This window comes from Pseudomonas sp. IPO3749 (assembly GCF_013386605.1).
Classification (GTDB): Bacteria; Pseudomonadota; Gammaproteobacteria; order Pseudomonadales; family Pseudomonadaceae; genus Aquipseudomonas; species Aquipseudomonas azotoformans_A.
Genome location: NZ_JACARN010000003.1, coordinates 1 through 24624, shown reverse-complemented (window position 1 = coordinate 24624; position 24624 = coordinate 1). Strand labels below are relative to the sequence as shown.

General features: G+C 60.1%; 26 protein-coding genes and 1 tRNA gene. 12 read left to right on the top strand and 15 right to left on the bottom strand.

All coding sequences use genetic code 11. The annotated features are described in order from the left end of the window. Nucleotides 1-32: 32 nt before the first annotated feature. From secB to HX812_RS00960, 3 genes are read right to left on the bottom strand one after another with little or no spacing between them, the layout of a single operon-like run. Nucleotides 33-512: a protein-export chaperone SecB gene (gene secB, locus HX812_RS00970; protein ID WP_010213875.1), complete on the bottom strand. Its 480-nt coding sequence runs from the start codon at nt 510-512 to the stop codon at nt 33-35. Between the two features lie 41 nt (nt 513-553). Beyond that, entirely contained in the window at nt 554-808 is a 255-nt protein-coding gene (gene grxC / locus HX812_RS00965) for a glutaredoxin 3 (protein WP_033896917.1), read from the bottom strand. Between the two features lies 1 nt (nt 809). After that, on the bottom strand, nt 810-1223 hold the full coding sequence (locus HX812_RS00960) for a rhodanese-like domain-containing protein (RefSeq protein ID WP_010213877.1): 414 nt from the start codon (nt 1221-1223) through the stop codon (nt 810-812). A gap of 151 nt (nt 1224-1374) precedes the next feature. Between HX812_RS00960 and gpmI the strand changes: the two genes are divergently transcribed. Then, entirely contained in the window at nt 1375-2901 is a 1527-nt protein-coding gene (gpmI, locus tag HX812_RS00955; protein ID WP_038841672.1) for a 2,3-bisphosphoglycerate-independent phosphoglycerate mutase, read from the top strand. Nucleotides 2902-3117: 216 nt separating this feature from the next. Here gpmI and HX812_RS00950 read toward each other — a convergent pair whose 3' ends face one another. After that, nucleotides 3118-3630, bottom strand: a complete 513-nt coding sequence (locus tag HX812_RS00950) for a PBECR2 nuclease fold domain-containing protein (protein ID WP_038841670.1) — start codon at nt 3628-3630, stop codon at nt 3118-3120. 243 nt (nt 3631-3873) lie between these two features. On the opposite strand from HX812_RS00950, the gene HX812_RS00945 reads away from it, so the two are divergent. The 6 genes from HX812_RS00945 (at nt 3874) to HX812_RS00925 (ending at nt 10337) form a co-directional block, all read left to right on the top strand. Further along, nucleotides 3874-5169: a murein hydrolase activator EnvC gene (locus HX812_RS00945; protein WP_038841667.1), complete on the top strand. Its 1296-nt coding sequence runs from the start codon at nt 3874-3876 to the stop codon at nt 5167-5169. 30 nt (nt 5170-5199) lie between these two features. After that, on the top strand, nt 5200-6516 hold the full coding sequence (locus tag HX812_RS00940) for a S41 family peptidase (protein ID WP_038841666.1): 1317 nt from the start codon (nt 5200-5202) through the stop codon (nt 6514-6516). 1 nt (nt 6517) lies between these two features. Then, nucleotides 6518-7303 carry a divergent polysaccharide deacetylase family protein gene (locus HX812_RS00935; protein WP_038841664.1) on the top strand — a complete coding sequence of 262 codons (786 nt, stop codon included), beginning with the start codon at nt 6518-6520 and terminating at the stop codon, nt 7301-7303. An 81-nt stretch (nt 7304-7384) separates the two neighbouring features. Continuing rightward, nucleotides 7385-8038, top strand: a complete 654-nt coding sequence (locus HX812_RS32040; RefSeq protein WP_235165379.1) for a hypothetical protein — start codon at nt 7385-7387, stop codon at nt 8036-8038. Beyond that, nucleotides 7983-8957 carry a hypothetical protein gene (locus HX812_RS32035; RefSeq protein ID WP_235165378.1) on the top strand — a complete coding sequence of 325 codons (975 nt, stop codon included), beginning with the start codon at nt 7983-7985 and terminating at the stop codon, nt 8955-8957. Before HX812_RS32040 ends, HX812_RS32035 begins: the two co-directional genes overlap by 56 nt. Before the next feature lie 87 nt (nt 8958-9044). Further along, the gene (locus tag HX812_RS00925; RefSeq protein WP_038841662.1) at nt 9045-10337 is read left to right on the top strand and encodes a Vps62-related protein; all 1293 of its coding nucleotides are present in this window, start codon (nt 9045-9047) and stop codon (nt 10335-10337) included. Here HX812_RS00925 and HX812_RS00920 read toward each other — a convergent pair. The 7 genes from HX812_RS00920 to HX812_RS00890 all read right to left on the bottom strand — a co-directional run bounded on the left by HX812_RS00920 (nt 10290) and on the right by HX812_RS00890 (nt 16147). Beyond that, nucleotides 10290-11045, bottom strand: coding sequence for an ABC transporter substrate-binding protein (locus HX812_RS00920; RefSeq protein ID WP_038841660.1), 756 nt, complete (start codon nt 11043-11045; stop codon nt 10290-10292). The two genes, HX812_RS00925 and HX812_RS00920, sit on opposite strands and share 48 nt — an antisense overlap. Nucleotides 11046-11112: 67 nt before the next feature. Continuing rightward, nucleotides 11113-11883 carry an imidazole glycerol phosphate synthase subunit HisF gene (hisF, locus tag HX812_RS00915; protein WP_003171107.1) on the bottom strand — a complete coding sequence of 257 codons (771 nt, stop codon included), beginning with the start codon at nt 11881-11883 and terminating at the stop codon, nt 11113-11115. A 9-nt stretch (nt 11884-11892) separates the two neighbouring features. Next, complete coding sequence (gene hisA / locus HX812_RS00910; protein WP_003187784.1) at nt 11893-12630, bottom strand: 1-(5-phosphoribosyl)-5-[(5-phosphoribosylamino)methylideneamino]imidazole-4-carboxamide isomerase; 738 nt, start codon at nt 12628-12630, stop codon at nt 11893-11895. Between the two features lie 39 nt (nt 12631-12669). Next, a complete protein-coding gene (locus tag HX812_RS00905; protein WP_010213888.1) occupies nt 12670-12927 on the bottom strand; it encodes a DUF2164 domain-containing protein in 258 nt (85 codons plus the stop codon). Continuing rightward, nucleotides 12928-13566, bottom strand: coding sequence for an imidazole glycerol phosphate synthase subunit HisH (gene hisH, locus HX812_RS00900; protein WP_038841654.1), 639 nt, complete (start codon nt 13564-13566; stop codon nt 12928-12930). It lies immediately after the preceding gene. Further along, on the bottom strand, nt 13566-14159 hold the full coding sequence (hisB, locus tag HX812_RS00895; protein WP_003218037.1) for an imidazoleglycerol-phosphate dehydratase HisB: 594 nt from the start codon (nt 14157-14159) through the stop codon (nt 13566-13568). Before hisB ends, hisH begins: the two co-directional genes overlap by 1 nt. 326 nt (nt 14160-14485) lie before the next feature. Next, nucleotides 14486-16147 carry an OFA family MFS transporter gene (locus HX812_RS00890; RefSeq protein ID WP_033896905.1) on the bottom strand — a complete coding sequence of 554 codons (1662 nt, stop codon included), beginning with the start codon at nt 16145-16147 and terminating at the stop codon, nt 14486-14488. Nucleotides 16148-16474: 327 nt separating this feature from the next. Here HX812_RS00890 and HX812_RS00885 point away from each other — a divergent pair, with 327 nt between their 5' ends. The 4 genes from HX812_RS00885 (at nt 16475) to HX812_RS00870 (ending at nt 20197) form a co-directional block, all read left to right on the top strand. Next, nucleotides 16475-18685, top strand: coding sequence for an AsmA family protein (locus HX812_RS00885; protein ID WP_038841648.1), 2211 nt, complete (start codon nt 16475-16477; stop codon nt 18683-18685). Further along, nucleotides 18682-19749, top strand: a complete 1068-nt coding sequence (gene mutY, locus HX812_RS00880; RefSeq protein ID WP_038841646.1) for an A/G-specific adenine glycosylase — start codon at nt 18682-18684, stop codon at nt 19747-19749. Before HX812_RS00885 ends, mutY begins: the two co-directional genes overlap by 4 nt. Beyond that, complete coding sequence (locus HX812_RS00875; RefSeq protein ID WP_010213895.1) at nt 19746-20018, top strand: oxidative damage protection protein; 273 nt, start codon at nt 19746-19748, stop codon at nt 20016-20018. The genes mutY and HX812_RS00875 overlap by 4 nt, the downstream gene beginning before the upstream one ends. 103 nt (nt 20019-20121) lie before the next feature. Continuing rightward, nucleotides 20122-20197: transfer RNA gene (locus tag HX812_RS00870), tRNA-Phe, on the top strand. Nucleotides 20198-20330: 133 nt separating this feature from the next. Here HX812_RS00870 and HX812_RS00865 read toward each other — a convergent pair. The 4 genes from HX812_RS00865 to HX812_RS00850 all read right to left on the bottom strand — a co-directional run bounded on the left by HX812_RS00865 (nt 20331) and on the right by HX812_RS00850 (nt 23505). Then, nucleotides 20331-21923, bottom strand: a complete 1593-nt coding sequence (locus HX812_RS00865) for a glycosyltransferase family 39 protein (RefSeq protein WP_038841642.1) — start codon at nt 21921-21923, stop codon at nt 20331-20333. An 87-nt stretch (nt 21924-22010) separates the two neighbouring features. Continuing rightward, a complete protein-coding gene (locus tag HX812_RS00860; RefSeq protein ID WP_038841639.1) occupies nt 22011-22976 on the bottom strand; it encodes an arsenic resistance protein in 966 nt (321 codons plus the stop codon). Nucleotides 22977-23054: 78 nt separating this feature from the next. Then, a complete protein-coding gene (locus tag HX812_RS00855) occupies nt 23055-23324 on the bottom strand; it encodes a type II toxin-antitoxin system RelE/ParE family toxin (RefSeq protein ID WP_080642320.1) in 270 nt (89 codons plus the stop codon). Further along, nucleotides 23314-23505 (bottom strand): hypothetical protein, encoded by a 192-nt coding sequence (locus tag HX812_RS00850; RefSeq protein ID WP_016979109.1) that lies wholly within the window; start codon nt 23503-23505, stop codon nt 23314-23316. The genes HX812_RS00855 and HX812_RS00850 overlap by 11 nt, the downstream gene beginning before the upstream one ends. A 183-nt stretch (nt 23506-23688) precedes the next feature. Between HX812_RS00850 and HX812_RS00845 the strand changes: the two genes are divergently transcribed. Beyond that, nucleotides 23689-24624, top strand: a complete 936-nt coding sequence (locus tag HX812_RS00845; protein ID WP_038841634.1) for an alpha/beta fold hydrolase — start codon at nt 23689-23691, stop codon at nt 24622-24624.

Here is a 24624-nt window from a genome sequence, read left to right as displayed (position 1 = left end):
AAGCTCGCTCCCACATTTTTTACCGTGTCGACTTATTGAACCGTCGACGAACCTTCCTGTTGCATGCGCTGCAGCTCTTGAGCGTACAGGGCATCGAAGTTCACCGGAGCCAGCATCAGCGCCGGGAACGAGCCACGGGTGACCAGGCTGTCCAGGGTCTCGCGGGCATACGGGAACAGGATGTTCGGGCAGAACGCGCCCAGGGTGTGGCTCATGGACGCTTCGTCCAGGCCCTGGATCAGGAAGATGCCGGCCTGTTGCACTTCAGCGATGAAGGCCACTTCTTCGCCGTTCTTGACGGTCACGGACAGGGTCAGCACCACTTCGTGGAAGTCGCCTTCCAGGGCTTTCTGGCGGGTGTTCAGGTCCAGCGCAACGCTTGGGGTCCATTCCTGGCGGAAGATGGCCGGGCTTTTCGGCGCTTCGAACGACAGGTCACGCACGTAGATGCGCTGCAGCGAGAACTGTGGCGCTTGGGCTTCTGCAGCTTCGGTGTTCTGTTGGTCAGTCATCGCAGATCCTTGTGATCTTGGGGTCTTTTAGGGTTTAGGAGTCAGACGAGCAGCAGCGCATCGAGTTTACCGGCGCGCTCAAGGGCGAACAGGTCGTCGCAACCACCGATGTGCCTGGCGCCGATCCAGATCTGCGGCACGGACGTACGCCCCGCCTTCTGGGCCATTTCGGCGCGCACCTGGGGTTTGCCGTCGACCTTGATTTCTTCGAAGGCAACGCCCTTTTTCTCAAGCAAAGCCTTGGCCCGCATGCAGTAAGGGCACCAATCGCTGGAATACACGACAACCTGGCTCATATCACTTCACCAGCGGCAGGTTATCGGCGCGCCAGCTGCTGATGCCACCGGACAGCTTGGCCGCGGTGAAACCGGTCTTGAGCATTTCGCGGGCGTGGGTGCCGGCGTGCTGGCCTTGGGCGTCGACCAGGATAATGGTCTTGGCCTTGTGCTTTTCCAGCTCGGCCAGGCGCGCGATCAGCTTGTCCTGCGGAATGTTCAGGGCACCGACGATGTGGCCGGTGGCGAAATCCTTGGCTGGGCGGATGTCCACGACAACGGCCTCGTCCTTGTTGACCAGCGCGGTCAGCTCCGCCGTGCTCAGGCTGCGGCCACCGCGGCTCAATTCGTGAGCGATCAGCAGCGCCAGCAGGATGACGAAGGCACCCACAAGCAGGTAGTGGGCAGTGGCAAATGCAATCAGGTGATCAACCATCAAGGAGGTTCCAGGGCGTTAAAATGGCGGTAAGTATACACAGCCGTCAGGGGGGGCCAACCCCCGTAAAGCGGTGACGTGGTCGGAACTTCGCTTTAAACTGCCACTCCCTTTTCAATTGTCTTCCTTTATTACCGCCGCGAGAGGATCTATGACTACTACGCCTAAACCTTTGGTCCTGATAATTCTCGATGGCTTCGGACACAGTGAAAGCCACCACGACAACGCGGTCTACGCGGCCAAGAAGCCGGTACTCGACCGCCTGACCGCCACTGTACCCAACGGACTCATCTCCGGTTCCGGCATGGACGTAGGCCTGCCGGACGGCCAGATGGGCAACTCGGAAGTCGGCCACATGAACCTCGGCGCCGGACGAGTGGTATACCAAGACTTCACCCGCGTGACCAAAGCGATCCGCGATGGCGAGTTCTTCGAGAACCCGACCATCTGCGCCGCGGTAGATAAAGCAGTGGCCGCCGGCAAGGCCGTGCACTTCATGGGCCTGCTGTCCGATGGCGGCGTCCACAGCCACCAGGACCATCTGGTCGCCATGGCCGAACTGGCCTTCAAGCGCGGCGCCGATAAGATCTACCTTCACGCCTTCCTCGACGGCCGTGACACCCCACCGAAAAGCGCACAATCGTCCATCGAACTGCTCGACGCCACCTTCGCAGCACTGGGCAAAGGCCGCATCGCCAGCCTGGTGGGCCGTTACTTCGCCATGGACCGTGACAACCGCTGGGACCGCGTCTCCCAGGCCTACAACCTGATCGTCGACGGCCAGGCCGAATTCCACGCCGCCACCGCCCAGGAAGGCCTGGAAGCCGCCTACGCCCGTGGCGAGAGCGATGAATTTGTCAAGGCCACCACCATTGGTGAGCCGGTGAAGGTAGAAGACGGCGACGCCGTGGTGTTCATGAACTTCCGCGCCGACCGCGCCCGCGAGCTGAGCCGTGTGTTTGTCGAGGACGGTTTCAAGGAGTTCGAGCGTACCCGCCAGCCAAAAGTGCAGTACGTGGGCCTGACCCAATACGCCGCCAGCATCCCAGCCCCCGCCGCTTTTGCAGCAGGCACGCTGGATAACGTGTTGGGCGACTACCTGGCGAAAAACGGCAAGACCCAGCTGCGCATTGCCGAAACCGAAAAATATGCCCACGTGACCTTCTTCTTCTCCGGCGGCCGCGAAGAGCCGTTCCCAGGCGAAGAACGCATCCTGATCCCGTCGCCAAAGGTCGCCACCTACGACCTGCAGCCGGAAATGAGCGCACCGGAAGTCACCGACAAGATCGTCGACGCCATTGAACACCAGCGTTACGACGTGATCGTGGTCAACTACGCCAACGGCGACATGGTCGGCCACAGCGGCAACCTGGAAGCCGCGACCAAGGCCGTGGAATGCCTGGACCTGTGCGTCGGCCGCATTGTCGATGCCCTGGAAAAGGTCGGCGGCGAAGCGCTGATCACCGCCGACCACGGCAACTGCGAGCAGATGTCCGACGAATCCACCGGCCAGGCTCACACCGCTCACACCACCGAGCCAGTGCCATTCATCTATGTTGGCAAGCGTGATTTCAAGGTGCGTGATGGCGGCGTGCTGGCGGATGTGGCGCCGACCATGCTGATGCTGATGGGGTTGGAGAAGCCGGTGGAGATGACTGGCACCTCAATCCTGGTCTGAAAATATTTCAGGGGTTGCTCAATGCGAGTAGCCCGTCAATAATAGACCTGAGCGCGAAACCAGTTGCCTCCAGCGGCGATAACTGGCGTAGGAACCCCGTCGATGGCTGGACATCAGCGTAGGGTGAGACCTCCACACCCCCGCTTGAGGGTGTGTATATGAATATCAAGCATGTCATTTAGGGCAGTTCTCTCGAACTGCCCTTTTCTTTGCCTGCTATAAAAGTTGGTAACGCCTGTAGATCAGTTCGCCATGACGGTGCTTGTTCAAGGCCTTGGCATCGGTCTGCATGAAATTCCACAGCAGATTGCCTGCCTGGATATGCACAACCACCAGCATTTGCCGTTTGGTTTCATAAGCGCCAATGAAGGCCAAACGAGTCGAACCATCACTGTAAGCGACACGCCAAATTTCCAGAGGCCCGGTGAGTGTATCCAGCGCAAACTTCACATATCGCTCTCTGGCATCTTGTCGCTTTTCAACTATGTGCCGCAGCGTTACAAGCCGGATCAACACTTCTCCTAACGGAGAAACGATACGAGTTTCTGAGGACGCTGAATCGGTAAATCCCAAGTTGGAAGCCACGACTTCAACAGCATCAGCAATGTCCTTGCCTGTCGCCACTTCCTCAAGCGAACAGGACCGAAGAGCCCGGTCGAGGCTACGCAAATCGGGCAAGCCGTGATCAAGCCAAGTTTTCTGGCCTTTGAGTTCATGAATACGGGGCATTACCGATCGGGCCGACTACCTTATGAGCGGGTTCGAGAGTCTATTCCCAGAACCAAAACTCCGTTCAAGCGGAGCGTTTCAAGGCGTTTCTTCGATTTTGTTTAACCCCTTAAACCAACCGATTAAATCGCCCTAAACGGCTTTTTATGACGAACGCCTCAAAGCAGTTGGCTTTGAGGCGTTTTTTTTGCTGCGCTTGGCGGGCATACTAGGCCGTCCATTTCCCTGGTGTCGCCCGCCTCTATGCTTCGCGCCTTGATTACCCTTGCTCTTGTCTGCCTGCTCCAACCGGCGTTTGCCGATGAGCGCGCACAAACCCAACAACAGTTGGACGCTACGCGTCAGGACATTACCGAGCTGAAAAAACTGCTCGGCAAGCTCCAGGAAGAGAAATCCGGGGTGCAGAAAGACCTGCGCGGCACGGAAACCGAGATGGGCAAGCTGGAGAAGCAGGTCCAGGAGCTGCAGAAAGAATTAAAGAAGAGCGAGTCGGAACTGGAGCGACTCGACGCTGAGAAAAAAAAACTCCAGAGCGCACGCGTTGAACAGCAACGCCTGATCGCGATCCAGGCCCGTGCCGCCTACCAGAACGGCCGCCAGGAATACCTAAAGTTGCTGCTCAACCAGCAGAACCCCGAGAAATTCGCGCGCACCCTGACCTACTACGACTACCTGAGCAAGGCCCGCCTGGAGCAACTCAAAAGCTTCAATGAGACCCTGCGCCAGTTGGTCAACGTCGAGCAGGAAATCGGCAACCAGCAATCGCAGCTGCAAGACCAGAAAATCGCCCTCGACACTCAGCGCAACGAATTGGACAAGGTCCGCAAGGAACGCCAACTGGCCTTGGCCAAACTCAATGACGACGTAAAGGCCCGTGACGCCAAGCTGCAGGCCCGTGAGCAGGACCAGGCCGACCTGGCCAAGGTGCTCAAGACCATCGAAGAAACCCTGGCCCGCCAGGCACGTGAGGCCGAAGAAGCGCGTCAGAAAGCGCTGATCGCCCAGCAGGAAGCCGAAAAAAAGCGCCAGCGTGAGGCCGAGCTGGCTGCCACCTCGGACGCGCCGGCACCGCGTAAACCGGCGCGTGCAGCGCCTGGCCCGCTGGTTTCCAGCGCCGGTGAGAATTTCGGCGGCCCTTTTGCTTCAGCCCGCGGCAAACTTCCATGGCCCGTTGATGGTCGACTACTGGCACGCTTTGGGGAAACCCGTGGCGATGACACCCGCGCGAAGTGGGATGGCGTGATGATCAGCGCCTCCGCCGGCAGCCAGGTGCACGCCGTCCACGGTGGGCGCGTGGTGTTTGCCGATTGGCTGCGCGGCGCCGGCTTGTTGGTGATTCTTGACCACGGTAATGGCTATTTGAGCCTTTACGGCCACAATCAGACTTTACTCAAGTCGGCAGGTGATGTTGTAAAAGCCGGTGAATCCATCTCCACTGTCGGTAACAGTGGTGGCCAGGACACCCCGGCGCTGTACTTCGCTATTCGTCAGCAGGGTCGCCCGAGCGATCCTGCACAATGGTGCCGTTCCCAAGGATAGGGCTGCATCTACATTAGGAGTTCGTTCGACATGCTGCATTTGTCCCGCCTCACTTCGCTGGCCCTGACGATCGCCCTGGTGATCGGCGCGCCTCTGGCATTTGCCGACCAGGCCGCTCCGGCGGCACCTGCTGCCTCGGCCGCGACCACCAAGGCGCCGTTGCCGCTGGACGAGCTGCGCACCTTTGCCGAGGTCATGGACCGGATCAAAGCCGCCTATGTCGAACCCGTAGATGACAAGACCCTGCTGGAAAACGCCATCAAGGGCATGCTCAGCAACCTCGACCCGCACTCCGCCTACCTGGGCCCGGAAGATTTCGCCGAGTTGCAGGAAAGCACCAGTGGTGAATTTGGCGGGCTGGGCATTGAAGTCGGCTCCGAAGACGGCAACGTCAAGGTGGTCTCGCCGATCGATGACACCCCGGCGTCCAAGGCCGGCATCCAGGCCGGCGACTTCATCGTGAAGATCAACGGCCAGCCGACCCGTGGCCAGACCATGACCGAAGCCGTCGACAAGATGCGCGGCAAGATCGGCCAGAAAATCACCCTGACCCTGGTACGCGACGGCGGCAACCCGTTCGACGTGACGCTGACCCGCGCGACCATTGTGGTCAAGAGCGTGAAGAGCCAGCTGCTGGAGTCGGGCTACGGTTACATCCGCATCACCCAGTTCCAGGTCAAGACCGGTGACGAAGTGGCCAAGGCCCTGGCCAAGCTGCGCAAGGACAATGGCAAGAAGCTCAACGGCATCGTGCTCGACCTGCGTAACAACCCAGGCGGCGTGCTGCAGTCGGCGGTGGAAGTGGTCGACCACTTCATCACCAAGGGCCTGATCGTGTACACCAAGGGCCGTATCGCCAACTCCGAGCTGCGCTTCTCGGCCACCGGCAACGACCTCAGCGAAAACGTGCCCCTGGCCGTGCTGATCAACGGCGGCAGCGCCTCGGCCTCGGAAATCGTCGCCGGCGCCCTGCAAGACCAGAAACGCGGTGTATTGATGGGCACCACCAGCTTTGGCAAAGGCTCGGTGCAAACCGTGCTGCCGCTGAACAACGAGCGTGCGCTGAAGATCACCACCGCGTTGTACTACACGCCGAATGGCCGTTCGATCCAGGCCCAGGGCATTGTGCCGGACATCGAGGTGCGCAAGGCCAAGATCACCAACGAGATCGACAGCGAGTATTACAAAGAGGCCGACCTGCAGGGTCACCTGGGCAATGGCAACGGCGGCGCCGACCAGCCGACCGGCAGCAGCAAGAAAGCCAAGCCGATGCCGCAGGACGACGATTACCAGTTGGCCCAGGCGCTGAGCCTGCTCAAGGGCCTGAGCATCACGCGCAGCCGTTGATATGCGTTTTGCCCTGATCATCGCTGTGCTGTGCAGCCTGGCTGGAGCCGCCCACGCGACCCCGGCCAGCGAGCCATCCAAAGCCTACCTGTCCCTCATCATCGACGACCTCGGGCAAAACCTGCCCCGGGATCGTCGTGTGCTGGCCCTGCCTGGGCCGGTGACCACGGCAATCATGCCCGACACGCCCCACGCTGCCGAATTCGCCCGCGAAGCGCACAAGGCCGGCAAGATCGTGATCCTGCACATGCCCATGGACCCGGCCACCGGTCCGTTCGCCTGGCACCCCGAACTCCCCATCGAAGAACTCGGCAAGCGCCTGGACGCCGCCTTCAAGGCGGTGCCCTACACCGCCGGCATCAATAACCACATGGGCAGCCGCATGACTGCACAACCCGCCGCCATGGCCTGGTTGATGGCTGAACTGCAACGGCGCAACAAGTTCTTTGTCGACAGCCGCACCAGCGCGCAAACCGTGGCGGCGGCCGAGGCCCAGAAGATTGGCCTGGCCCATGTTTCACGGGATGTATTCCTGGATGACGAGCGCACTGAAGCGGCAATCACCACGCAGTTGCAAACCGCGATCAAGTTGGCCCACAAGCAGGGTTCAGCGGTGATGATCGGCCACCCGTATCCGCAGACGCTGGCGGTGCTGGAGCGCGAACTGCCCAAGCTCAAGGCTCAGGGTGTCGACTGGATCGATATCAAGTTGATGATCAGTGTGCGCAGTAATCAAGCGATGGCCGGGCATGGCAAGGGCGGCATCTACCGGCCCGCCACTAGATAAATACCACTCACGCCACACTTGCACCCTGAATAGTGAGCCCTTCAGTTCACTCTTACAGGACGTTTCCTGAACATAACCCCCATGGTTCTTTCCGGGCTGCTGCTCGGGTATCTGACGGGCGCCGCTGTTGCGGCCCCCAAGGATTTCGGCGAAGGCCTGACTAACGCAAGCCCGGCACGCCTGCTCACAAACGCCCACCAAGAGCATAGCCACTGGAACGGCGTTGGCCGCATCAGGAACGAATCCCAGACCCTGTGCACAGCTACCTTGCTGGATACCCGCGACGACACCGGAAAATCAGGCCCGGCGTACGTGCTCACCAGCAGCCACTGCCTGCATCGCCTCAATGGGCCTGTGCAGAAAGACCTTCCGATCAAAGGCAGCGCCAGCTTCAACTATTTCGACGACACCCTGGAGTCGCTCAAGACCTACCCGCTCAAGACGTTGAAATGGGGTAGTAGCCAGGGCATGGACCTGGCGATTGTCGAGTTGCAGGCCTCGCTGGCAAGCCTGCTCAAAGACGGCATCAGCCCGCTCAAGCTCGCCGATGAGGTTCCCTCCAATGGTAACGAAATCCTCGCCCTGACCGCGCCAGAATGGGACACCTTGCATCTGTCTGCATGCTCCCATGCAAAGCTCCCAAGAGCTGGTGGAGCAACCTTTCGTATGGCGTGTCACCATGAAAAACCAATGCAAGGGCATCACCCTGGGCAGCTTTGGCGGGCCTTTGCTTGATCGTGCCAGCAACACCGTGTTCGGCATTCTCAGCACCAGCACCATTGGCCAGTCCGAAGAACACAAGTGCCAGCGCGACGCGCCCTGCGAGATCAGTAACGGACAGCCTGCCTGGCATGCCGACACCAACTACGGCAGCCCGGTAACTTTCCTGAACAGGTGCTTTTCTGCCGGGATATTGCGGCCCGACAGCGAGCACTGTGAACTCTTCCCAACAACCACAATCACCTTCAAAAACCCGGAACCGATCCAGCAGTACTTCATCAAGAAGTCCGACAGCAAAGGCCCGGACATCGTGCCGCGGTGGAACCTGAAGTTCACCACCAATACGCCGTTTTATCGCTACAAACCCACGCGCCATGCACTAGACTGCGAAAACCCGGTGCACTACAGCTCGCCCATAGCAGCCGACAAGGCGTTTATCGACGACGCCCTCGGCCCGCAAACCGGCATGCACATGCTGTGTATCGTCGGCGTAACGTCCGCTGAGCAACAGGTGACCAACGGCATGATGCGAAATGCGTTAACCCTAGCGGTTGAACTCGCCGAGCCCGGTCCAGCGCGCCCCCCCAATCTCTCGATCAACCTCGATAAACATGGGCTGCAGGCCTACACCGTGAGCTGGCACCTGGCCCCGCCGTTCATGCAGCGCTACACCTACAAGCATGGCCCGGCGGCGACCACCGACTGCCTGCGCCCTGTTGGCTATCTGCCGATCCCCCTCGTGCCCTTGGTTGACGAAGACGAAGATGAGCCCATCGATCTGGTACACCCACTTAACGATACGCCAGAAACGCTATCAGATAAGCTCGTACAATTGCTCACCGTAAGAGCAACACCGATCAAGATTTGCACCTACGCATTCGATCAGGCAGACCAACCTTCGACCCTGCGTGTTGACCTGCTAAAACCTCGCTGAAACCTGGCGGCAACGCTAAATAGCTACCGCTTGCCGCCAGTTGAACTGCACGATAGTTGGGGCTCTCATCTACTGGAGAGCCTTCCAATGAACCCTCTGCAATTCAATGACCTGCTCATCAGCTTCACCAGCGAATTCCTGCCCCTGTGGAACGACAAGGGATCAGGTGCGCACAACGCCATCGGCTTGTGGCGCCCCAGCACAGCGTCCGACGCACTGAACCCGTTTTTTTCCTTGGGCGACATTGCGGTCAATCACTATCGCAACATCAATCAAAGCAACGTCGTCGCCGTGGTCAGCGACGCCAACAAAGTCGATGGCACAGCGCTGCGCCCGCCAGTGGATTACCAATTGGTGTGGCACGACGAAGGCACCGGTGCACTCAGCAACGCATCTATCTGGCGCCCCATACCACCACAGGGCTATGTGGCGATGGGGCTTGTGTACGGCGTGAACTACGACAAACCCTCGCGCCATGCCGTGCGCTGTGTACGCGAAGATCTGGTGGTGGCGTCCAAAGTGGGCGAACGGATCTGGAATGACAAAGGCAGCGGTTCCGCCAGCGATTTGAGCACATGGTCGATCATGCCTCCCGATGCATCGGCTGGAGAAATCTACTTGGCTCCCGGCACGTTCGTCGCCAATAACAGCTATGCCAGGCCAGGCCTTGCAACCTATTCGCTACGCCTGGCACTGACCGCGCAGCTCAACGACCTGCCGCCAACACCCGTTCTCGTCGGCACTGAAAGCCCTACCCTTGAAGAAACCACGCCGACTCTCCAAGTATGCGAGATTCCATGGTTCTGTGTAAAAGACCCGGAATTGACAGCAGTCGAACAGTTTCAGTCGTCACCGGTTTACCGGCTGGAGCGCACCGATCGCCACATGCTCGCAGGCTTCGGGCACAACACTGAAGCAACCAGCCAGCCATTCATGTGGACCGCCACCAAAGGCGAGCTGGGAGGCAATGCGAAGGCCTTGGCCTTCAATACAAACGTCGACCTGAGCCGAGAGTGGCCCGTGTACGCACCCGCCTTTGATCCGGCCTTCTCGGCGCATCTGGACCGCGAGTTCACCCATACGCAACGCTCGGCAAAAGGCTGGAGCCAACCGTCGCCACTGGAAATCATCACCTACATTGCGCCGAACAAAGCCGTCGCGGCCTACCTTCTGCACAGTGAATACCGCCTGCTGCGCCAGGACGGCAGCCAAGTGTCGGGCACGATCAGCTATACCAATGGCGATCACGTTTACCTGAGCGAATCCCAAGAGACCGAGCCACAACCCGAAGAGACAGTTGAACGCTTGAGTCCCCCTCAAGCCCAGCCTGAGCTAGAGGTAACGAGCTACGATCTGTTCGACGACACCCTCACCCCGTAACTGATCGAGTGCCGCCTGAAGCCTGCCGACCACCTCATCCGGCACGTCTTTGTTCAGGGCCAGGTACAACTGGGCGCTGTTGAAACGCAAGACGGTTTTGAGTTGAGTCACGCCGACCTGGCGGGCCAGATAACGGCCCGCCGGATCGCCGGTGGCCCACAGGTCGATCTGGCCATCCACCAGTTTTTGCGCGTTGTCCTGGTCACGCAACGCAACGACCGGGTTGAGTCCTTGCTTCTCCAGGGTCTCGGCGATGGCATCGCCTTTATACGCGCCGATCTTGTAACGCCGTGCGTGCTCAAGGTCTGTCAGTTGGATCTTACTGTCAGCCTTGGCCAGCAATACCCAATCGTCCGGACCGATAGGGCCGACCCATTTGAACAGGGCTTCACGGTCCGGCAGGCGGGCCATCACGAACACGCCGTAACCGGGCTTTTCCAGGGCGAGTTTGTAGATGCGCTCCCAAGGAAATCGCAGGGTGAGGTTGTAGGAAATGCCGGCGCGCTTGAAGGTTTCGCGCACGATGTCCACGGCGATGCCTTCGATGTTGTCTTCCTTGGCGAAGTTCTTGCCGTTTTTCGCCATGTTGTACGGCGGGAAGTTTTCCGTCAGCAACACCAGGGGAGTGTCAGACGGCTCCTCGGCGTGGGCCGGGCCTGCCAAAAGGATGGACGTACTGGCGAGGGCAAGCAGAAGATGTTTGAACATGAAGGGCTACCGGAATCCATGGCAAGCGCAGAGAGTGCCGCGCACTTGCCATGGTGTCCAGCAGCATTCAGCGAACGACGATACCGCGCGCCGCCATGTAGGCTTTTGCCTCGGGAACGGTGTATTCGCCAAAGTGGAAAATACTCGCCGCCAGCACTGCACTGGCGTGGCCTTCGATGACACCGTCGGCCAAGTGCTGCAGGTTGCCGACGCCGCCGGAAGCGATCACCGGAATACCCAGCGCATCACTGATGGCACGCGTCACGCCCAGGTCGAAGCCGTTTTTCATGCCGTCCTGGTCCATGCTGGTCAGCAGGATTTCACCCGCGCCCAGGCCTTCCATCTTCATTGCCCACTCCACCGCGTCCAAGCCGGTCGGCTTGCGCCCGCCGTGGGTGAAGATCTCCCAGCGCGGGGTTTCGCCCGGGCCCGAGACTTTCTTGGCGTCGATGGCGACCACGATACATTGCGAACCGAAGTGTTGCGCGGCTTCGCCGACAAACTCCGGGTTGAACACGGCGGCGGTGTTGATCGAGACCTTGTCCGCGCCGGCATTGAGCAGGTTGCGGATGTCTTGCACGGTGCGCACGCCGCCGCCCACGGTCAGCGGGATGAACACCTGGCTGGCCATGCGCTCCACGGTATGCAACGTAGTGTCGCGGCCGTCGACGCTGGCGGTGATGTCGAGAAAGGTGATCTCGTCGGCACCTTGCTCATCGTAGCGACGGGCGATTTCCACCGGGTCGCCGGCGTCACGGATGTTCTCGAACTTGACGCCCTTGACCACGCGACCGTTGTCGACGTCCAGGCAAGGGATGATGCGTTTGGCCAGCGCCATGGTCAGTCCTCAGCCGTTGTAGGCGTCGCAGTAAGCCTGGGCTTCGGCGACGTCCAAAGTACCTTCGTAGATCGCGCGACCGGTAATGGCGCCGATGATGCCGGGCGCCTTGGCGTCCAGCAGCGACTTGATGTCACCCAGGTTGTGGATACCACCCGAAGCGATCACCGGGATCTTGGTCGCCGCAGCCAGCGCGGCGGTGAACGGTACGTTGCAGCCCTGCATCATGCCGTCTTTGGCGATGTCGGTATAAACGATGGCGGAGACGCCGTCGGCTTCGAACTGCTTGGCCAGGTCGATCACCTGCACGGTGCTGATTTCAGCCCAGCCGTCGGTGGCGACGAAACCGTCCTTGGCGTCCAGACCAACGATGACCTTGCCAGGGAACGCGCGGCAGGCTTCGGCAACAAACGCCGGGTCTTTCACAGCCTTGGTGCCGATGATCACGTAGCTCACGCCCGCCTTGACGTAATGCTCGATGGTTTCCAGGGAGCGGATACCGCCGCCGATCTGGATCGGCAGGTTCGGGTAGCGCTTGGCAATCGCGGTCACTACTTCGCCGTTGACTGGCTGGCCTTCGAAGGCGCCGTTCAAGTCCACCAGATGCAGACGACGGCAGCCCCCTTCCACCCATTTGGCAGCCATGCTCACCGGATCATCGGAGAACACGGTGGAGTCTTCCATGCGGCCTTGGCGAAGACGGACGCAGGCGCCGTCCTTGAGATCGATAGCGGGGATAATCAGCATCTGGCAAACCTTATTCGATATTCAGCAATGCTTGGGAAATCAGGGTTTCTCAAGCGACCACAGGTCGCTTTCGATGCTTTCGAACCTTTCTTTAAGGAGCGTCTGCGTATCGAAAATCGCCCTGTTGTAATAATGCGGAGCCACTTCGGTGGTGAACAACTCAAGAATCTCGGCAACCTCGAATGAGCCCAATTTGAGCTCAAAGCGGTCCTCCATGAAGCGCTTGATCTTGAGGGTAGCCTCACTCTCCTGTTCGGGCGTGAGGTTCAAGATCGGCTGCTTCGGCTTCCTGGCCATTTACCAGCGCCCGTCCCAGGCGGCGAAGTTCTGCAGCAATTGCAGGCCATGGGTATGGCTCTTCTCCGGGTGGAATTGCACGGCAAAGCGCGAACCCTCGGCCAATGCGGCGGCGAAGTCGACGCCGTAATGCCCGCCACCCACCACCTGGCCGGGTTGACCGGCGGCGATGTAGTAGCTGTGCACGAAGTAGAAACGCGCCAGGTCCGGAATGTCGTGCCACAGTGGGTGGTCGACGGTCTGGCTGACTTCGTTCCAGCCCATGTGCGGCACTTTCAAGTGGGCGCCGTCTTCATGCAGGTCCTTGCCGAAGAACTTCACCTGGCCTGGGAACAGGCCGATGCAGTCGACGCCGTCGTTCTCTTCACTGCGGTCGAGCAAGGCCTGCATGCCCACGCAGATACCGAGGAACGGACGGTCCTGGCTGACTTCGCGCACCAGGCTGTCAAAGCCCAGGCGGCGGATCTCGGCCATGCAATCACGAATCGCGCCGACGCCGGGAAACACCACCCGGTCGGCTTCGCGAATCACGTTGGCATCGCTGGTGATCAGCACCTTGCCGGCCCCTACGTGTTCGAGGGCCTTGGCCACCGAGTGCAGGTTACCCATGCCGTAATCGATAACCGCGACCGTCTGCATTACAGGACGCCCTTGGTCGAGGGCATTTGCCCGGCCATGCGGTCATCCAGCTCGACGGCCATGCGCAGCGCGCGGCCAAAGGCCTTGAACACGGTTTCGATCTGGTGGTGGGTGTTGGTGCCGCGCAGGTTGTCGATGTGCAGGCTGACGAGTGCGTGGTTGACAAACCCCTGGAAGAATTCCTGGAACAGGTCGACATCGAAGCCGCCCACAGTGGCGCGGGTATAGGGCACGTGCATCTGCAGGCCTGGGCGGCCCGAGAAGTCGATGACTACGCGCGACAGCGCTTCGTCCAGCGGGACATAGGCGTGGCCGTAGCGACGGATGCCTTTTTTGTCGCCGATGGCCTTGGCAAACGCCTGGCCGAGGGTGATGCCCACGTCTTCCACCGTATGGTGGTCGTCGATGTGCAGGTCGCCCTTGCTGACGATATCCAGGTCGATCAGCCCGTGACGGGCGATCTGGTCCAGCATGTGCTCAAGAAAAGGTACACCGATATCAAATCGGGCCTTTCCGGTGCCATCCAGGTTGATCGAGGCTTTGATCTGGGTTTCCAGAGTGTCGCGCTCGACGGACGCCTTACGTTCGGCCATCACCAGCTCCGCAAAATCATTGGGCGAAAAAGGCAGCCATTATAGGGGCGCGGGCGCTAAACAGAAACATCGGAGGGGATAAGACTGACGAGTTGAAGCGAGGAATGTCGGGGATAGACATGTGCATACATGTGAACGCCCCCCTGTCTGAGGGCTTGCTTGTTGTGGTGAGCGGGNNGCTGCGCAGCAGCCCCAAAAGCAGCCACTGCGCTCTATCTGAAAAAGCGCAGTGGTTTCACAAGGGGCGGCTTCGCCACCCAGCGCGGGGCAAGCCCGCTCACCACACAAGCTCACTCACCACAACAATCCCGTAAGGGCGTTCGGTGTTAGTGGAACAATACCGCCGTCTTCTGCAGGGTCACCCACACACCCCACGCCAACGGAATACCTACCACCAGCCACGCGGCAATCGCCAACGGCACGGTGCCAGGGGCGGCTTTCCACTCCAGGGAAGTGGTCGCGTCCGCGCCTTTGTCGTGGCCCAGCGCCTGTTCGGCGGCCAGTTCGGCGTCGGTCATGAAGTACTTGTCGGCCACTGGACGAACCAGCAGGTTGCAGATGAAACCCAGCACCAGCAGGCCGGCGAGGATGTACAAGGTGATGTCATAGGCAGCGGCGCGCTCTACGCCGATGCTCAGTTGATACTCACGCAGGTAGTTCACCAGTACCGGGCCCAGCACACCCGCCGCAGCCCAGGCTGTCAGCAGGCGACCGTGGATCGCACCGACCATCTGTGTACCGAACAGGTCGGCCAGGTAGGCCGGAACGGTCGCAAAACCACCGCCGTACATCGACAGGATGATGCAGAACGCGGCCACGAACAGCGCCACGTTGCCCAGGTGACCCAGGTTCGGGATCAGCGCGTACAGGGCAAAGCCCAGGGCGAAGAACACGAAGTAGGTGTTTTTACGGCCCAAGTAGTCGGAAAACGACGCCCAGAAGAACCGGCCACCGATGTTGAACAGGCTCAACAGACCGGTGAAACCTGCCGCGATGGCCGCGATGGAAGCCAATTGGCCCGCATCCAGTTGACCGAACGGTACATCCACACCCAGCAGCTTGCCGCCGAACACTTCCTGCAGCAGTGGCGAAGCCATGCCGAGGATGCCGATACCGGCGGATACGTTCAGGCACAGCACCAGCCAGACCAGGCGGAACTGCGGGGTTTTCCACGCTACGTTCACGTGTACGTGACGGTGAGTGATCATCGCGTTGCTGGCTTTTTTCGCCGGCGCGGTCCAGCCCTCAGGCTTCCAGCCGGTCGGCGGAACGCGGTAGGACAAGGCGCCACCGATCATGAACACGAAGTAGATCGCGGCCATTACCAGGAAGCTCTGCCATACGCCCACGCTGTCTGGGGTGGCGAAATGGCCCATCAGTGCTGCTGCCAACGGAGCACCCACCATCGCGCCGCCGCCGAAGCCCATGATCGCCATGCCGGTGGCCATGCCACGCTTGTCCGGAAACCACTTGATCAGGGTCGACACGGGCGAGATATAGCCCAGGCCCAGGCCGATACCGCCGATGACCCCGGAGCCGATCCACATCAGCCAGATCTGGTGGGTATAGATCCCCAACGCCGAGATCAACAGGCCACCGCACCAGCACAATGCCGATACAACGCCAGCCTTACGTGGCCCGGCGTGTTCCAGCCAGCCACCCCAGATCGCTGCCGAGCAGCCCAGGAAGATGAAGAACAGGGTGTAGATCCAGCCCAGCATGGAGATGGGCCAGTCGCATTGGGACGAGAAGACTTGGCTGATAAAGCTCATGTCCGGCGCGCAGGCGACCGGCTTGGTGATACCCAGCGCCTTGGACAATGGCAGCCAGAACACCGAGAACCCGTAGGCCATGCCGATGCACAGGTGGATGGCCAAGGCGGCCGGTGGAACCAGCCAGCGGTTGAAGCCGGGCTTGGCGATAATGCGTTCCTTGGACAGGAACGCAGGCTGTGCGGCAGTTGAACCCGCCGCAGTGCTAGTGCTCATTGGTGTTTCCCCCAGTTGTTAGTATGTGTCCGTCAGGCGCTCTCTCCCTCGGCCTTGCACGCAAAGCGTTGGCCGTTGTTGTTGAGTAAAGCTCCATTTAAGCGCGACGCTATGTCGCAGAAGGCAGACGAACCTGCGCAGATTAGCACCTGTGGATGACAGAAAAACCAAACTGATATCACCTTTTTCAGGAAATCTGTTTTGTTTGACGCCAAAAACCCGTTTCACACCCCCTGGATACAATGTAACGATCGGGGGCACTGACGCAGGCCGTCGGGCGTTATACTCTGCGGCTAAATTTTGAAATCGACATACAAGGACTCGCCCATGAAAGCGTTCGGCAAAATCCTGGGTCTGGTACTTCTCGGGCTGTTGCTGATCATTGTGGCTCTAGGCTTTGCCCTGACCCATCTCTTCGATCCCAACGACTATAAAGACGAGATTCGCCAGATTGCCCGCGACAAGGCCCACATCGAGCTGACGCTCAATGGCGATATCGGCTGGAGCCTGTTCCCCTGGCTTGGCCTGGAACTGCACGAAGCCAGCGTGGCGACCCTGACTGCGCCGACCCAGCCCTTCGCCGACCTGCAGATGCTCGGTCTCTCCGTACGCGTGTTGCCGCTGCTGCGCCGCGAAGTGCAGATGAGCGATGTACGCGTCGAAGGCCTGAACCTGCGCCTCAACCGTGACAAGCAAGGCCACGGCAACTGGGAAGACATCGGCAAGAACGTCACCGAGGCGACCGTCGGCAGCCCTGGCTCGACCGAGCAACCTGTCGAGACCGAACCGGAAAAACCCTCGAAGCCTATCCGCCTGGACATCGACAGCCTGACGGTCAACAACGCCCGCGTCGAATACAACGACGAGCAGACCGGCAAGCAGTTCAGCGCCGAAAGCATCCAACTGAGCGCCGGCGCCGTGCACGAAGGTGCCAGCATTCCGGTGAAGCTCACCGCCTTCTTCGGCAGCAACCAACCGGTGATGCGCGTCAAGACCGAGCTCAACGGCAACCTGCGTATCCAGCGTGCGCTCAAGCGCTATCAGCTTGAAGACATGAAGATTACCGGCGAAGCCACGGGCGAGCCGCTGCAAGGCAAGACCGTGACGTTCTCCACCCAGGGCCAATTGCTGGTGGACCAGGCGGCCAATATCGCCGAATGGACCAACATGAAGTTGTCGGCCAATCAACTGCGCGCCTTGGGCGAGCTGAAGGTCAACGACCTGGACAAGACCCCGCAACTCAGCGGCGCGCTGTCCATCGCCCAGTTTGACCTGGCCAAGTTCCTCGATGGCATCGGCCACCCGTTGCCGCCGATGGCCGAGGGCAGCCTGAGCAAGGTCGAACTGGTCAGCCGCCTCAAAGGCACGCCGACCAGCCTGGCCCTGGAAGACCTGAACCTGAAACTCGACGGCAGCACGTTCACCGGTCGCCTTGCCGTGGAGGACTTTGCCAAGCAATCCCTGCGCGTCCAGCTCAAGGGCGACACCTTCAACGCCGACAACTACCTGCCGGCCAAGTCTGAATCCGCCAAGGGCGCAGCCGCTGCCCGCCAGGCCGAAGTGCAGAACAGCGAAGCTGGTGCCATGGCCGCCGGCGGCACCACGCCGCTGCCCGACGCGCCGACCAAAGGCGCCTGGAGTACCGACAAACTGCTGCCTCTGGCGCGCCTGCGCACGCTGGATGTGAACGCCGACCTGGCTTTCGGCCAACTGACCTTGAGCAAGCTGCCGATCCAGAATGCGGCGCTCAAGGCGTCCGGCATCGATGGCCAGCTCAAGCTCGACACCTTGAGCGGCGGCCTCTACAACGGCACCTTCCAGGCCAACGGCACGCTCGACGTGCGCCAGGACATTCCGGTGCTGGCGCTGCAAAGCCATATCAAGCAGGTGCCGGTCGAACGCATCCTGCAAGCCCAGGGGCAAAACCCGCCGGTGAAGGGCCAGATCACCCTCGACAGCAACCTCACGGGTCGCGGCAATAGCCAGAAAGCCCTGATCGACAGCCTGAATGGCACCGCCAGCTTTGTGATCAACAACGGTGTGTTGCTCAACGCCAACCTCGAACAGCAACTGTGCACCGGTATTGCCCTGCTCAACCGCAAGACCTTGAACAGCACGCCGCAGGGCAAGGACACGCCGTTCCAGGAGTTGAAGGGCAACCTGACCTTCCGTAACGGCGTGGCCAGCAACCCTGACCTGAAAGTGCGCATCCCAGGCCTGACCGTCAACGGCAACGGCGACGTCGACCTGCGCGTGCTGGGCATGGACTACCGCGTCGGCATCATCGTCGAAGGCGACCAGCGCGAAACCCCGGACCCAGCCTGCCAAGTGGGCTCGAACTTCCAGGGCATCGAAGTGCCACTGCGCTGCCGTGGCCCGCTGGAACTGGGCGCCAAGGCCTGCCGCCTGGACAAGGACGGCCTCGGCCAGGTCGCCATCAAGGCCGCCGGCAACCGCCTGAACGAAAAGCTGGAAGAGAAGCTCGACAAGGTTAATCCGCAGCTCAAAGATGCTTTGAAAGGCCTGTTCAAACGATGAGAAACGAGCAGTTTTCAACGGCGGTGCTGGACTGGTACGACCGCCACGGTCGCCACGACCTGCCCTGGCAACAGGGCATCACGCCTTACCGGGTGTGGGTCTCGGAGATCATGTTGCAGCAGACCCAGGTGAGCACCGTGCTCAATTACTTCGACCGCTTCATGGCCTCGCTGCCGACGGTCGAAGCCCTGGCCGCCGCGCCGGAAGATGAAGTGCTGCACCTGTGGACCGGCCTGGGTTACTACACCCGGGCGCGCAACCTGCAAAAAACCGCGAAGATTGTCGTGGCCGAGTACGGCGGCGAGTTTCCCAGGGATGTCGAGAAGCTCACCGAGCTGCCTGGCATCGGCTTGTCCACCGCCGGCGCAATCGCCAGCCTGAGCATGGGCCTGCGTGCGCCGATCCTCGACGGCAACGTCAAACGTGTACTGGCGCGCTTTACCGCGCAAGAGGGCTATCCAGGCGAGCCCAAGGTGGCCAAGCAACTGTGGGCCACCGCAGAACGCTTCACGCCCCATGATCGCGTCAATGCCTACACCCAGGCGATGATGGACATGGGCGCGACGCTCTGCACCCGCAGCAAACCCAGCTGCCTGCTATGCCCGCTGGAAAAAGGCTGCGAAGCCCACATGCTCGGCCTGGAAACGCGCTACCCGATCCCCAAACCGCGTAAGACCATCCCACAGAAGCGCACGTTGATGCCGTTGCTGGCGAATGCCGAAGGCGCGATCCTGCTTTACCGTCGCCCTTCCACGGGCCTGTGGGGCGGCCTGTGGAGTTTGCCGGAGCTGGATGACCTGCAAGACCTGGAACACCTGGCCAACCAGCACGCGCTGGAGCTGGGCAATCAACAGGCGCTGCCGGGGCTGGTCCACACTTTCAGCCACTTCCAACTCGCCATCGAACCCTGGCTGGTCCAGGTCGAGGAAACCGCCCATCACGTGGCCGAGGCCGACTGGCTCTGGTATAACCTCGCCACCCCGCCGCGCCTGGGCCTTGCCGCCCCGGTAAAAAAACTGCTGAAGCGCGCGGCCGACGTATTGAATGCAGGAGTTCCGTCATGACCCGCACCATCATGTGCCGCAAGTACAAAGAAGAATTGCCCGGCCTCGAACGCCCTCCGTATCCAGGCGCCAAGGGCCAGGACATTTTCGAGCACGTCTCCGCCAAAGCCTGGGGCGACTGGCTGAAACACCAGACCCTGCTGATCAACGAAAAACGCCTGAACATGATGAACGCCGAAGACCGTAAATACCTGGCGGGCGAAATGGACAAGTTCTTTTCCGGCGAAGATTACGCCAAGGCCGACGGCTACGTGCCGCCTGCTCAATAATTGATCAAAAACCGGGGTCTGCACGTAAGCGACGGTAATAATTAAATATTTTTTGAAAACTTGCTTGACGACCCCCTGAAAAACCCGTTTAATGCGCCCCGTTGCCCAGATAGCTCAGTCGGTAGAGCAGGGGATTGAAAATCCCCGTGTCGGCGGTTCGATTCCGTCTCTGGGCACCACCTTTAGCTTTCAGGTGGTGTCAACATCACGTGAAAGCAATCAAGAAACCCGCCTAGTGCGGGTTTTTTGTTGCCTGGGATTTATTGTGTTGTCTTGGGGCGACCTACGCCACCCCGAAACGAACAGCCTCTATTACTTCAACAAGAACACCATCAGCGGATTGTCGTTCAGACGCCCTTTAAACCTTGGTACCAGCGATTCCAGATCCGTTCCTTGGAGCAACGCGGTTTCCTTGCGCGACACAATAACCCAGGCTGGCCGAGGCAAAGTTCCCAGTCGCCCGATCTCGCTGCCTCCGATAAAGATCGGTTGCTCATCATGGTCAAGATTCATCATGTAGCGCACCGCCCAGGTGTCTCTCCCCAGATTGATAAACACCAGCGGCCCAGGCGTCTCGGCACGCAGCGCTTCAACCTGACCGACAAACTTGCGGGTATCGAACTGCATATCCTTGGACGGCTCCACCACCGTCACCAATAACAACCATTGCGCCAGCAATGCGATCAGGCTGAGCCACACCAACCGCCCCGCTCGCCGCCAGGCAATCAGCGCTGCCACTTGCAGCACCACCAGCACACCAATCAACAGCGGCAGCGAAACGTCGGGCCAGTAACCATGCTTTTGCCACCCATGCCGACAGACAAAGACTACAACCACGCACAACGCCGGCAGCGCCACGACCAGCCCTTCGTAGCATCGGCGCACGCCCGAGAGCCAACTCGGCGCCTGAAGCAGCCCATAGGCCGCGACAGCCGCAAACATCGGCACCATGGGCAAGATGTAATAGGCGCGCTTGAAGTGCGGCACCGACAGCCCGAGCAAGATCATCAAGCCGCAAGCGGCGAGTCGCACCACCAGTTGCATATCGCCTTCGAGCCGCTCGGACCAGCGATGACGCAGCGCAATCATGGTGGCCAGCGCCAACGGCACCACCGGGAAGTAGCGGTACAGGCTCAGTTGGAAGTAGAAATAGAACGGCTCGCCGGTTTCATCGAGGCGGCCGCCCACCTGCATCTTGAACACCTCGTCGGCAAAGGCGTCACCCCCGCTGATACGCGCCAACTTCACCAGCAACCACCAACAGGCTGCCAACAACGCCAGGCCAACAGCGCCGTGAACCAGCACCTGTTTCACCCGCTCCCCAGGCTTGCCCAACGCCCAGTACACGCACACCACGCCACAGACTTCGATCAACCCCAGCGGCCCGCGTATCGCAAAGCCCAGGACGAACAACGGAAACACCGCAAGTCGCCTCCAGCGCCCGCCACTGTGCAGCAGGTAAAAACTTCCCACACACAACAATGCCACCATCTGATCCAGGCAGACCGAGCGGGATTTTTCGAGCAATTGAGTCGTGAGCAAGGTCAACAACACAGTGAGCAGCGCCCACTGGCGATTCGCCGGGACCAGCAGGCGATAGACCACGGCCACCACGCCCGCAGACGCCAGGGCGGTGGGCAGCACATTCGCCAAATGGTTGGGGGCGCCAAACAGCCGGGCAAACACATAGCTGAAGAACGTCGCGGTGCCGGGGTAATCCGCGTAGGGCTGACCATAGGTGGTCGGGAAAAGGCTCGCGCCATGGCGAAACATTTCTTGCAGGAACAGCGCCCAGCGTCCGTCAAATCCTTGGGGCTGCTGATCCCAGATACCCAGGGTGAACAACAGCAGGGCGAACAGGAAAATGCCCAGGGACTCCAGGCGAAAACGGTTGCGGTGATCCATCGGTTGACCTGTCAGGTAAGGGGCGCCGACTTATGGTGCCGACTGCCCTGCTGAATAGCGCCTGAACAGACCTGAATATTCCGGTGTTTACCGACCCACGGGCCACACCCATTTCGGGATCAATCGAACGTAAATCAACTCACCCAGCAGTTCGACCAGGGTTTGCAGGATCACCGCCGTCGCCGCCAACCCGCGTACATCCTCCGGAAGCGCCAGCGCCAAGGGCAACACCACCAGCGAATTTCGCGTCGACGTGCTGAACGTCACCGCCCTGGCCGTCACTGCTGGCAGCGCAAACAGCCGCGATGCCAGCGCCCCCATCAACGGCGCCAGCAACAGGAAAGCGATGTACACAGGGATCACCGGCAGCAACAGATTGATATCCCGTACCACCGAGGTGATTTGCGAGCCGATCACCACAAACAGCACCAGCGCCATCGCTGGCACCGGCATCCACGCCCAGGCGTCATTCCAAGCACTGACGAGCGATGATCGCCGTGCCAGGGAAGTGGTGAACACCGCCAGAACCATCGGCACCACGATCAGCAGGAGGAACGCCTCGATAAACGGCCCCACCTCCACCACCACCTCAGATTGCGTACCGAGCATTACACTCAGATAGATCGGCAACAACGCCAACTGCAACAACAACAGCACCGGCGTCGCCGCCAGCATCAGCCGCGAATCGCCCTTGCCGATATGGGTAAACACCACCACGTAGTCGATGCACGGGGTCAGCAATACCAGCAACGCTCCTACCAGCAGTGCCGGACGGCTTGCCAGGCCTTGGGTCAATGCCCATACCAATAACGGAATGAGGATGAAGTTGGCGAACAGCAACGCTGACAGGAAGCGCTTGTTGCTCAGGCTTTGACGTAGGTCCAGAAAGGGGATTTGCAGGAACATTGCGTACATCAGCACCGCGATGGTGGGTGTGATCAGTGTGCTGACGTGGTGGGCGAATGACGGAGCGAGCAGACCGAAACCGGCCGCCAGCAGCACGACTACGAAGTACAAAGGGATCTGGTTGCGTTCGAGGGTATCGCGGGTCATAAGACAGCTCTATCGGGTCGCAGAGCGCAAGGTTATGCGTCTACTGATCCAACGTCGAGCGACACAAAGAAAAGGGTATCAGGGGTACTCCTGGCGCGCATGTAACACTGTCACTATTTCGATCCAATCCGTGATTCGATACACCACCAAATAGTTAGGATGCACGACAATTTCTCGAGTACCAGGGATTCGGCCCAGACGGTAGAGATACGGATGATCAGGAAGAGCCGTTGTCGCTGCCTCGATGGATTCGCTCAAACTACTGGCTGCCACGGTATTGCGCTCAAGGATATATTCTAGAATTACTCTTAGCTCGGCGCGAGCTTCCGGCCGCCACTCAACCTGCATCTTGCGCTTTTCGCTTCGATTCAATCAGAGCGCGCATCTCTGCCATAACCTGATCATGCGGAATATTTGGACGAGGATCATCAATCGAAGCCTGCACCTTGGCACGGAACCAACGGTCATAGCTGGCAGCCTGCTCTTCAGTTTCAAACTCAGAAACGATGGGAGAAAGTGGGATGCTCATAGAGACCTCCTTAATGGATGCCTGCCAGTCTAATCGGTCCATGGTTTGCTGTCGTTCCTCTCGGATGTATGGCTTTATCAGCGGGTATCGAAGGTTAATGACCCTGCCAGACGCGGTGCAACTACTGGCAAACTGGTGAACTGTTACTAAAAAAATAAGAAACCTATAAAGGCCGAGAACCCAATGAATTTGAACGACGCCTCTTTGCGATTGCCCTCGGCCTCACCTACGCGCGACCACGGCGAATCCTTCAAGGAGCCCGCCGCCGACGGCCACCTGCTAGGCGGCTTCACCTGGCGCCACATCAGAACCGATCCCACACGGCCCGTGGTCATCATCAACGCTGCCACCTCCGTGCGCTGCCGCCACTACGCCCGCTTCGCCGACTACCTGTACACCAACGGCTTTGACGTCATCACCTACGACTACCGTGGCATCGGCGAATCCCGCAGCGGCTCATTGCGCGGCTTCAAGGCTTCATGGTCGGACTGGGGCGCACTGGATTTCGAGGCCATGCTGCAACGTGCGCAACGGGAGTTCCCGGGGCAGCCGATTGATGTGGTCGGCCACAGCTTCGGTGGCTGCGCGGCAGGGCTCGGGGCGTCGGGTGCGGTCATTCGGCGAATGGTGACCGTGGGCGCGCAGTTTGCGTACTGGCGCGATTACGCAGCGAGTGTGCGCTGGCGGATGTTTGCCAAGTGGCATGTGATGATGCCGCTGCTGACCGCGCTGTACGGACACTTTCCCGGTAAGCGCCTGGGCTGGCTGGAAGATACACCGGCGGGCGTGGTGCGGGATTGGAGCACCCCGACGCCCAGATATGAAACCCGCCCCAGCGGACGAGCCCTGGGTGAGTTGCCGTTCAGTCGCGTGAAGGCGCAGATACTGGCTATCAGCATTACCGACGATCCGTTCGGGACCGTCGCCGCCATCGAACGGTTATTGGGTTATTTCGACGGCAGTGAGCGCACTCATTTACGGATAGCGCCTGAGGATATAGGCGAAAAGGTAGTCGGACATTTCGCATTTTTTCGCAGCGAATATCAGGATAGGTTGTGGCCGATTGCACTTCTATGGCTACAAAAAGCGAACTGCCCCGCTAAGGATGGTCTGAAGTAG